An 8,783-nucleotide genomic window follows, 5' to 3' on the forward strand; every position below is an offset into this window, starting at 1 on the left:
GCGGGTATGCCGGACCCGGCCGAAGGCCATCCGGGCAGCATTGCGGTCGAGACGCTTACCGGGCCGGCACTGGCCGGCGTCATCGACGATCTGGCGCGGCTGCGCATCAGCGTGTTCCGCGACTATCCCTATCTCTATGACGGCAGTCTGGTCTACGAGGCCCGCTATCTCGGTGATTTTGCCGCGATAGCCGATGCGGCGGTAATTGCCTTGCGCGATGGCGGCCGGCTCGTGGGCGCGGCAACGGCCGCGCCGCTGGCCGGTGAGGTCGAGGCGTTCCGGCTGCCGTTCGAGCGGGCCGGGCTCGATGTCAGCGACATATGCTATTTTGGCGAATCGGTCCTCGAACCAGCCTATCGCGGGCGCGGCTTCGGGCATGTCTTCTTCGATGGCCGCGAGGCCCATGCCCGCTCGCTCGGTCTGCACAGGGCGGCGTTCTGTGCCGTGGTCCGACCCGACGATCACCCGCTTCGCCCGCCCGCCTATCGCCCGCTTGACGGCTTCTGGCAAAGGCGCGGCTATGCGCCCGTCCCCGGCCTCATCTGCCGCTTCTCATGGCGTGACGTCGGCGACGCAGGCGAGACGAGCAAGGATCTGCAGGTCTGGATGCGGGACCTGTAAGCCAAGGCGGAACCGGCAGTCTGTCCAGACAGACGGGACACGGTGTCCCTACTGGTCGAGCTCCCAGGTCATGTTCACCTGAATGCTGAGGCGCTCCTCGCCGATCTCGACCGGCACCGACGTCGCATCGGCCCGCGCCATCATCATCTCGGCCTTGGGTTGCGGCGGGACGAAGCCGCCGCCTTCGCTGATCGACACCAGGCGGCCAAGCTTCACACCGGCAGCCTCGGCATAGAGTTCGGCCTTGCGACGGGCGTCGCGCACGGCTGCGCCGCGGGCCTCGTCAAGGCGGGCATCGGCATCGGAAACAACGAAGCTGATCCCGTCAATGCGGTTCGCGCCAACGCTCACCACCTGATCCATGACCTGGCCGAGCTTGGCGATGTCGCGGACGCGGACGCTGACCGTGTTGCTGACGGTATAGCCGATGATGCGCGGCGTCTCGCTCTCCTCGCGGCCGTCGTTGCGCGGATAGCGGTAGCGCGGGGTGACCGATATGCCGGCAGTCTGGATGTCGCGGGCCTCGATACCCGCCTCCCTGATCGCGGCGGTCACCCGGGCCATGGCGGCGTTGTTGGCGTCGAGCGCCTCGCGCGCGGTCTTGGCTTCGGTGACGACGCCCGAGGAGATCACCGCCTCGTCGGGGATGATGGCGATCTCGCCGGTCCCGGTCAGACTGATGGTGGCTGGGCGTTGGCGGGGACTGTTGTCGTCGGCGCGGGCGGGCAGGGCCATGAGAGCAATCAGCGCGAGGCCGCCGGCAACCAGGCTGGCCCGCAGTACGATCGGGAGATGCATCGCATCATTCCGTTTCAGCTTCGGATGGCAGCGAGGATCACCACGCAAATGCGTCGGCAATGCGGCCGGCCCCGGCCCGGCAAGACCGTGGCAGCCGACCGACCGGCTCGGCGGCACGTCGGTGCGCCACAGTTGCAGAGGTCCCTTGCTCTTGCGATAAGGACGCCCGCGCCCGCGCGCCGGGCCCGTAGCTCAATGGTCAGAGCCGGCCGCTCATAACGGTCTGGTTGCAGGTTCGAGTCCTGCCGGGCCCACCACCCTTCGAGCTTGACTCGTCGGCGCCGGCTGTCCGCGTTGGTGACGGTATGCAGGGTCGGGCCATGTCCCGACGAAGTGGCGGATGCAGCGGCTATGGATTCGGGCTAAGACGTCGCCATGCAGCTGCGCCATCTGCGCTATTTCATCGCTCTAGGACGTATCGGCCATTTCGGCCGGGCGGCCGAGGCCTGCAATGTCACCCAGTCGACACTCTCCGCCGCGATCCGCCAGCTCGAGCTCGAGATCGGCGCGCCGCTGATCGAACGGGACAAGCGCTTCAAGGGGCTGACGGCGGAAGGCAAGGTGCTGCTCGCCTGGGCAGCCCGGGTCGTGGCCGAACGCGAGGCTCTTGATCAGCAGATCGGGCTGCTGCGTGGGGAACTGTCGGGCGAACTCTCGATCGGCGTCGTACCGACGGCCCTGCCGACGATCGGGCTGGTGACAACGCCGCTCGCCGAGGCCCATCCCAACGTCACATTGCGCATCCTGTCGCGCAGCTCCAACGAGATCCAGCAGATGCTCGACGATTTCATGCTCGACGTCGGCATCACCTATCTCGACAACGAGCCTCTGCATGGGGTGGACGTCTTTCCGCTCTATGCCGAGCACTATATCCTGCTGACGCCGCAGGACGGGCCGTTCCGCGGCCGCCGATCGGTCTCCTGGCGCGAGGCGGCGGATACGCCGCTGTGCCTGCTGACCAGCGACATGCAGAACCGGCGCATCCTCAATGCGATCTTCGCCAGCGTCGGTCGCGTCCCCAATGCTCACGCCGAGACAAATTCGGTGATGACGTTGTGCTCGCACATCCGTGCAGGCGTCTGGTCGAGCGTGCTGCCGCACAACTTTCTGTGGGTATTCGGCACGCCACCCGGCATGATCGCGCTGCCGCTGGTGGAGCCGGAGCGGACGTTCACCATCGGCGTCGTCGTCAGGCGGCAGGATCCGGTCGCGCCGCTGGTCGATGCCTTCGTCAAGGCTGCGCTCGCCTCCGATATCGAGGCGCGGATCAGGTCCGACCCATCCTGATCGAATGATCCGATTACGATATCAGATTATATCGTTTGTTCTCGATGACGCTGTGGCGGATACTCGCCCCTGTAACGTCACGACATGGTCCCCCGATGTCGGAATTGGATGCTGCCGAGGTCCGCGAGATCGCAGAGGCGCTGCGGTCACTTGACGGCGCACTGCTGCCGATCCTGCACGCGATCAACGACCGGTTCGGCTATGTCGACGAAGCGGCCGTCCCGATCATAGCCGATGTCCTCAACCTGTCGCGGGCCGAGGTGCACGGCGTGCTGACGTTCTACCACGATTTTCGCCGAGAGCCGGCGAAGCGCCATATCGTCCGGCTGTGTCGGGCCGAGGCATGCCAGTCATTGGGCGCCGACCGCCTTGCCGAGGAGCTCGACGCAGCGCTCGGCACGGGCACCGACGCGACGGTCGAGACCGTCTATTGCCTCGGCAATTGTGCGCTGTCGCCGGCGGCGCTGGTCGACGGCAAGCTCTACGGCCGGGTCACGACGGACTCCGTGCTTGCGCTGGTGCGTAGATGACCATCCGGTGTGTCTACATCCCCGCAGATGCGGCGGCGCTCTCCGTCGGTGCGGGCGACGTTGCCCGGGCGGTCGAGGCCGAGGTAGCCGCCGGCCGGGCCGATGTTAGTATCGTGCGGACGGGCTCGCGCGGACTGTTCTGGCTGGAACCGCTGCTCGAGATCGAGACGCCCGAAGGTCGGCTTGGATTTGGACCGGTTACCGCCGAGGACGTGACCGGCATTCTCGCTGCCGGTGCGGATCATCCGCTGTGCGTTGGCCTCGTGGAGGAAATCCCCTGGCTGAAGAGCCAGCAGCGGGTGACCTTCGCCCGCTGTGGCGTCATCGACCCGCTGTCGCTGTCCGACTACGAGGCGCATGGCGGCCTGAAGGGTCTGCGACGGGCGCTCGACATGGCGCCCGATGACATCGTTGCTGCAGTGACGGCGTCAGGCCTGCGCGGCCGTGGCGGGGCTGGATTCCCGACCGGCATCAAGTGGCGCACGGTCGCGGGCGCGACCGCCGATCGCAAGTACGTCGTCTGCAACGCGGACGAGGGCGATAGCGGCACCTTCGCCGACCGGATGCTGATGGAAGGCGATCCGTTCCTGCTGATCGAGGGCATGGTGATCGCCGGGCTCGCCGTCGGCGCGACGAAGGGATTCGTCTATGTCCGCTCCGAGTATCCGCACGCCTTTCGCAAGCTTCGCAAGGCGATCGGAATTGCGCAGGCGGCCGGAATGCTCGGCCGCAACATCCTCGGCAGCGGCCGCCGCTTCGATCTCGAGGCGCGACTCGGGGCGGGCGCCTATATCTGCGGCGAGGAGACCTCGCTGCTCGAGAGCCTGGAAGGCAAGCGCGGGCAGGTCCGCCCCAAGCCGCCGCTGCCCGCGCTGCACGGGCTGTTCGGGAGACCGACGGTCGTCAACAACGTGCTGTCGCTAGCCGCCGTCCCCACGATCCTCGCCGAGGGCGCGGAGTACTATCGCGATCTCGGCGTTGGCCGCTCGCGCGGCACCATGCCGATCCAGCTCGCCGGAAACGTCCGGCGCGGCGGCTTGATCGAGCGCGCGTTCGGCCTGACACTGCGGGAGATCGTCGAGGACTATGGCGGCGGTACGCGCACAGGGCGCCCAGTCAGGGCGGTACAGGTCGGCGGGCCGCTCGGCGCCTATTGGCCGACGAGTCTGTTCGACACACCGTTCGATTACGAGGCGTTCGCGAGCCGCGGTGGCATGATCGGGCATGGCGGCGTCGTGGTGTTTGACGACAGCGTCGACCTGTTGCGTCAGGCACGCTTCGCTTTCGCGTTCTGCGCCTTCGAATCCTGCGGCAAGTGCACGCCCTGCCGCATCGGCTCGACCCGAGGAGTCGAGACGATGGACAGGATCGCCCGCGGCGACCGGGTTGCCGACAATCTCGCGCTGGTGCGTGACCTTTGCGAGGTGCTGCGCGACGGATCGCTGTGCGCGCTCGGCGGGCTAACACATGTGCCGGTGCTGAGCGCCCTCGACCATTTCCCGGAAGATTTCGACCGCCAGCCTGCCGTGGCTGCCGAATAGGGGGAGATCGCCATGACCGCGTCCCTGAATCACGATTATGGCACGCCGGCCCGGACCTCAGAGCGGACAGTGACGCTCGAGATCGACGGCTTAACGGTGAGTGTGCCCGAAGGTACCTCGGTGATGCGGGCGGCGGCCCTCGCCGGAATCAAGATCCCGAAGCTGTGCGCCACAGACACGCTGGAGCCGTTCGGCTCCTGCCGGTTGTGCCTCGTGGAGATCGAGGGCCGGCGCGGTACTCCGGCCTCCTGCACCACGCCGGCCGAGGCCGGTATGAAAGTCTCGACCCAGACCGACCGCCTGGCGAGGCTCAGGCGCGGCGTGATGGAGCTCTATATCAGCGATCATCCGCTCGACTGCCTGACCTGTGCGGCCAATGGCGACTGCGAACTGCAGGACATGGCCGGCGCCGTGGGCCTGCGCGAGGTGCGCTTCGGCTATGACGGCGCCAGCCACCTCGGGCAGGCGAAGGACGAATCCAATCCCTATTTCACCTTCGATCCGTCGAAATGCATCGTCTGCTCGCGCTGCGTGCGCGCCTGCGAGGAACAGCAGGGCACCTTCGCACTGACCATCGATGGACGCGGCTTCGCCTCGCATATCGCCGCCGGCATGAGCGAGGATTTCCTCGGCTCGGAATGTGTCTCCTGCGGGGCCTGTGTTGCCGCCTGCCCGACCGCAACCCTGACCGAGAAGTCGGTCATCGCGCTCGGTCAGCCGCAGCGCGAGGTGCTGACGACCTGTGCCTATTGCGGGGTCGGCTGCTCGTTCGTCGCCGAACTGCAGGGCGACCGGGTGGTGCGCATGACGCCCTACAAGGACGGCAAGGCCAATCACGGCCATTCCTGCGTGAAGGGTCGTTTCGCATGGGGCTATGCCACCCACAGGGACCGCATCACGACGCCAATGATCCGCGCCTCGATCGACGAGCCCTGGCGCGAGGTGACGTGGGAGGAAGCGATCGCCCACGCCGCCTCCGAGTTCAAGCGAATCCAGGCGAAATACGGGCGCGGGGCGATCGGCGGCATCACCAGCTCGCGCTGCACGAACGAGGAAACATACCTCGTCCAGAAGCTGATCCGGGCCGGCTTCGGCAACAACAACACCGACACCTGCGCCCGCGTCTGCCATTCGCCGACCGGCTATGGGCTGAAGACCGCGTTCGGCACCTCGGCCGGCACGCAGGACTTCGATTCGGTGATGCAGGCCGACGTCATCATGGTGATCGGCGCCAATCCGACCGACGCCCATCCGGTGTTTGCCTCGCAGATGAAGCGGCGCCTGCGCCAGGGCGCCCGGCTGATCGTCGTCGATCCGCGCCGCATCGACCTGGTGCGCACGCCACATGTCGAGGCCGCGCACCATCTGCAACTGCGTCCCGGCACCAACGTGGCGCTGATCAACGCGCTCGCCCACGTGGTGGTGACGGAGGGCCTGGTCAACGAGGCCTTTGTCGCCGAGCGCTGCGACCCGGTCGATTTCGGCATCTGGCGCGAATTCATCCTGCGGCCGGAGAATGCGCCGGAGGCCGTTGCGGCCATCACCGGGGTGCCGGCGGCGGAGATCCGGGCGGCGGCCCGGCTATACGCGACGGGCGGCAATGCCGCGATCTACTACGGCCTCGGCGTCACCGAGCACAGCCAGGGGTCGACCATGGTGATGGGCATGGCGAACCTCGCCATGATCACCGGCAATCTCGGCCGGCCCGGCGTCGGGATCAACCCGCTGCGCGGCCAGAACAACGTCCAGGGGTCGTGCGACATGGGATCCTTCCCGCACGAATTCCCTGGCTACCGGCACGTGTCCGACGACGCGGTGCGCCGCGCCTTCGAGGCAGAGTGGGGCGTGCCCCTCGATCCGGAGCCGGGCCTGCGCATCCCCAACATGTTCGATGCCGCGCTCGACGGCTCGTTCAAGGGGCTCTACGTGCAGGGCGAGGACATTGCCCAGTCCGATCCCAACACGCAGCACGTGACGGCGGCCCTGAGGGCGATGGAATGTGTCGTGGTGCAGGACCTGTTCCTCAACGAGACCGCGTCCTTTGCCCATGTGTTTCTGCCCGGCGCCTCGTTCCTCGAGAAGGACGGCACCTTCACCAACGCCGAGCGGCGCATCAACCGGGTGCGCCAGGCGATGAAGCCGCTGTCGGGCATGGCCGACTGGGAGGTGACCATGGCGCTGTCGAACGCCATGGGCTACCCGATGCACTACAGCCACCCCTCGGAAATCATGGACGAGATCGCCAGGCTGACGCCGACCTTTGCCGGTGTCAGCTACGAACTGCTCGACCGGGTGGGCAGCGTCCAGTGGCCGTGCAACGAGGCGGCGCCCGAGGGAACCCCGGTCATGCACATGGGCGGGTTCGTCCGCGGCAAGGGCAGGCTGATGGTTACCGCCTACGTGCCGACGGAGGAACGGACCGGACCGCGCTTCCCGCTACTGCTGACAACGGGGCGCATCCTGACGCAGTACAATGTCGGCGCCCAGACACGCCGCACCGCAAATGTCACCTGGCACGACGAAGACGTTCTCGAGATCCATCCGCATGATGCGGAGCAACGCGGCATCCGCGACGGCGACCTTGTGGCGCTGAGCAGCCGCATCGGCGAGACCAGCCTGCGCGCCCGGATTTCGGAACGTGTTCAGCCGGGCGTCGTCTACACCACGTTTCATCATCCCGAGAGCGGTGCCAACGTGGTCACGACCGAATTCTCAGACTGGGCGACGAACTGTCCGGAGTACAAGGTAACGGCGGTCGAGGTGCGACCGACCAATCGCTGGTCGGACTGGCAGATGGACCACGAGGACTTCCGCGCCCGCACCACTCACATCGAGGCTGCGGAATAGCGATGGGCGCGATCCTCGAACGGCCGGCCGTGGCCACCGCGGTCATTGACCGCATCGAGGATGGTCTGTGGTTGGGTGCCGACGATCAGGTCGCCGTCGAGGTGCCGGTCGCGCTGGTCTACAACGGACACAGCCATGCGGTGATGATGGCGACGCCGCGCGACCTGGAGGATTTCGCCTGTGGCTTCTCGATCGCCGAGGGGCTCGTCGATGCGGTCGAGGAGGTGCTCTCGGTCCGCGCGATCCCCAGGGGCGCCGGCTACAGTCTCGCGATCGACATTCCGGAAGAGCGCGGCAAGGCGATCGCCGGCCGCGCCCGCAACATGTCGGGTCGCACGGGCTGCGGCCTGTGCGGCATCGCCGACATCGCCCAGGCCCTGCGACCGCTGCCGGCGGCCCCCGATACCGAGCCCGTGCGGCTCGCGGCATTGACGCAGGCGCTGTCCGACCTGCCGGCCGCACAAATCCTGAACCGCGCGACGGGCGCGCTGCATGCGGCGGCCTTCGCGTCTCGCGACGGGGACCTGCTCGTCGTGCGCGAGGATGTCGGCCGCCACAACGCACTCGACAAGGTGATCGGCGCGGCCGCGCGCGCAGGATTCGACCCTGTCTCGGGGTTCATCGTCGTCACCAGCCGCTGCAGCATGGAGATGGTGCAGAAGGCGGCGACCTTCGGCTGCCCGATGATCGTCGCCATCTCGGCTCCCACATCGCTGGCGATCGAGCTTGCCGCGCACAGCAACCTGACGATCGCCGCATTCGCGCGCCGCAACCGCATCAATCTCTACACCCATCCGCAACGGGTTGCCTGACATGGAAGCCGCCAATCTGGTCCGCATGGCCAACCAGATCGCCGCCTTCTTCGCCGCCTATCCCGAGGCCCAGGCGGTGGCGGCCACGGCTGACCATTTCCGCCAGTTCTGGGATCCGCGCATGCGCCGACAACTGATGGAGATCTTGGAGTCGGGCGGGGCAGGGTTGAGCCAGGTCGCTCGCGCGGCGGCCCAGCTGCTCCGCGACGAGGCTGAGGCTCGGGCGCGCGCCGGATAGCAGATGGAGCCATGATCCGCTGCGCGGCGGCGTTGGAAGCGGCTAACGGCTTTCCGCCGCGTGCGCCGGCGGCCTGATCTGACCGGCCAGCTGAATCAGCCGGATCGGG

8 protein-coding genes and 1 tRNA gene are annotated in these 8,783 nt (G+C 67.3%); 8 read left to right on the forward strand and 1 reads right to left on the reverse strand.

The window, feature by feature from the left end; all coding sequences use genetic code 11:
- Nucleotides 1–6: 6 nt before the first annotated feature.
- Nucleotides 7–621 carry a GNAT family N-acetyltransferase gene (locus EDC22_RS02825; protein WP_132805068.1) on the forward strand — a complete coding sequence of 205 codons (615 nt, stop codon included), beginning with the start codon at nucleotides 7–9 and terminating at the stop codon, nucleotides 619–621.
- A gap of 48 nt (nucleotides 622–669) precedes the next feature.
- Here the strand turns inward: EDC22_RS02825 and EDC22_RS02830 are convergent, their stop codons facing one another.
- On the reverse strand, nucleotides 670–1,419 hold the full coding sequence (locus tag EDC22_RS02830) for an SIMPL domain-containing protein (protein WP_132805069.1): 750 nt from the start codon (nucleotides 1,417–1,419) through the stop codon (nucleotides 670–672).
- Nucleotides 1,420–1,600: 181 nt separating this feature from the next.
- Between EDC22_RS02830 and EDC22_RS02835 the strand changes: the two genes are divergently transcribed.
- The 7 genes from EDC22_RS02835 to EDC22_RS02865 all read left to right on the forward strand — a co-directional run bounded on the left by EDC22_RS02835 (nucleotide 1,601) and on the right by EDC22_RS02865 (nucleotide 8,674).
- Nucleotides 1,601–1,676: transfer RNA gene (locus EDC22_RS02835), tRNA-Ile, on the forward strand.
- Between the two features lie 118 nt (nucleotides 1,677–1,794).
- Complete coding sequence (locus EDC22_RS02840; RefSeq protein ID WP_132805070.1) at nucleotides 1,795–2,706, forward strand: LysR family transcriptional regulator; 912 nt, start codon at nucleotides 1,795–1,797, stop codon at nucleotides 2,704–2,706.
- A gap of 95 nt (nucleotides 2,707–2,801) precedes the next feature.
- Complete coding sequence (locus tag EDC22_RS02845; protein ID WP_132805071.1) at nucleotides 2,802–3,236, forward strand: NAD(P)H-dependent oxidoreductase subunit E; 435 nt, start codon at nucleotides 2,802–2,804, stop codon at nucleotides 3,234–3,236.
- On the forward strand, nucleotides 3,233–4,777 hold the full coding sequence (locus tag EDC22_RS02850) for a formate dehydrogenase beta subunit (RefSeq protein ID WP_132805072.1): 1,545 nt from the start codon (nucleotides 3,233–3,235) through the stop codon (nucleotides 4,775–4,777). Before EDC22_RS02845 ends, EDC22_RS02850 begins: the two co-directional genes overlap by 4 nt.
- Nucleotides 4,778–4,789: 12 nt before the next feature.
- Nucleotides 4,790–7,624 carry a formate dehydrogenase subunit alpha gene (fdhF, locus tag EDC22_RS02855; protein WP_132805073.1) on the forward strand — a complete coding sequence of 945 codons (2,835 nt, stop codon included), beginning with the start codon at nucleotides 4,790–4,792 and terminating at the stop codon, nucleotides 7,622–7,624.
- Between the two features lie 2 nt (nucleotides 7,625–7,626).
- A complete protein-coding gene (fdhD, locus tag EDC22_RS02860; RefSeq protein ID WP_132805074.1) occupies nucleotides 7,627–8,436 on the forward strand; it encodes a formate dehydrogenase accessory sulfurtransferase FdhD in 810 nt (269 codons plus the stop codon).
- A gap of 1 nt (nucleotide 8,437) precedes the next feature.
- Nucleotides 8,438–8,674: a formate dehydrogenase subunit delta gene (locus EDC22_RS02865; protein ID WP_132805075.1), complete on the forward strand. Its 237-nt coding sequence runs from the start codon at nucleotides 8,438–8,440 to the stop codon at nucleotides 8,672–8,674.
- Nucleotides 8,675–8,783: the final 109 nt, after the last annotated feature.

Source organism: Tepidamorphus gemmatus, from assembly GCF_004346195.1.
GTDB lineage: Bacteria > Pseudomonadota > Alphaproteobacteria > Rhizobiales > Tepidamorphaceae > Tepidamorphus > Tepidamorphus gemmatus.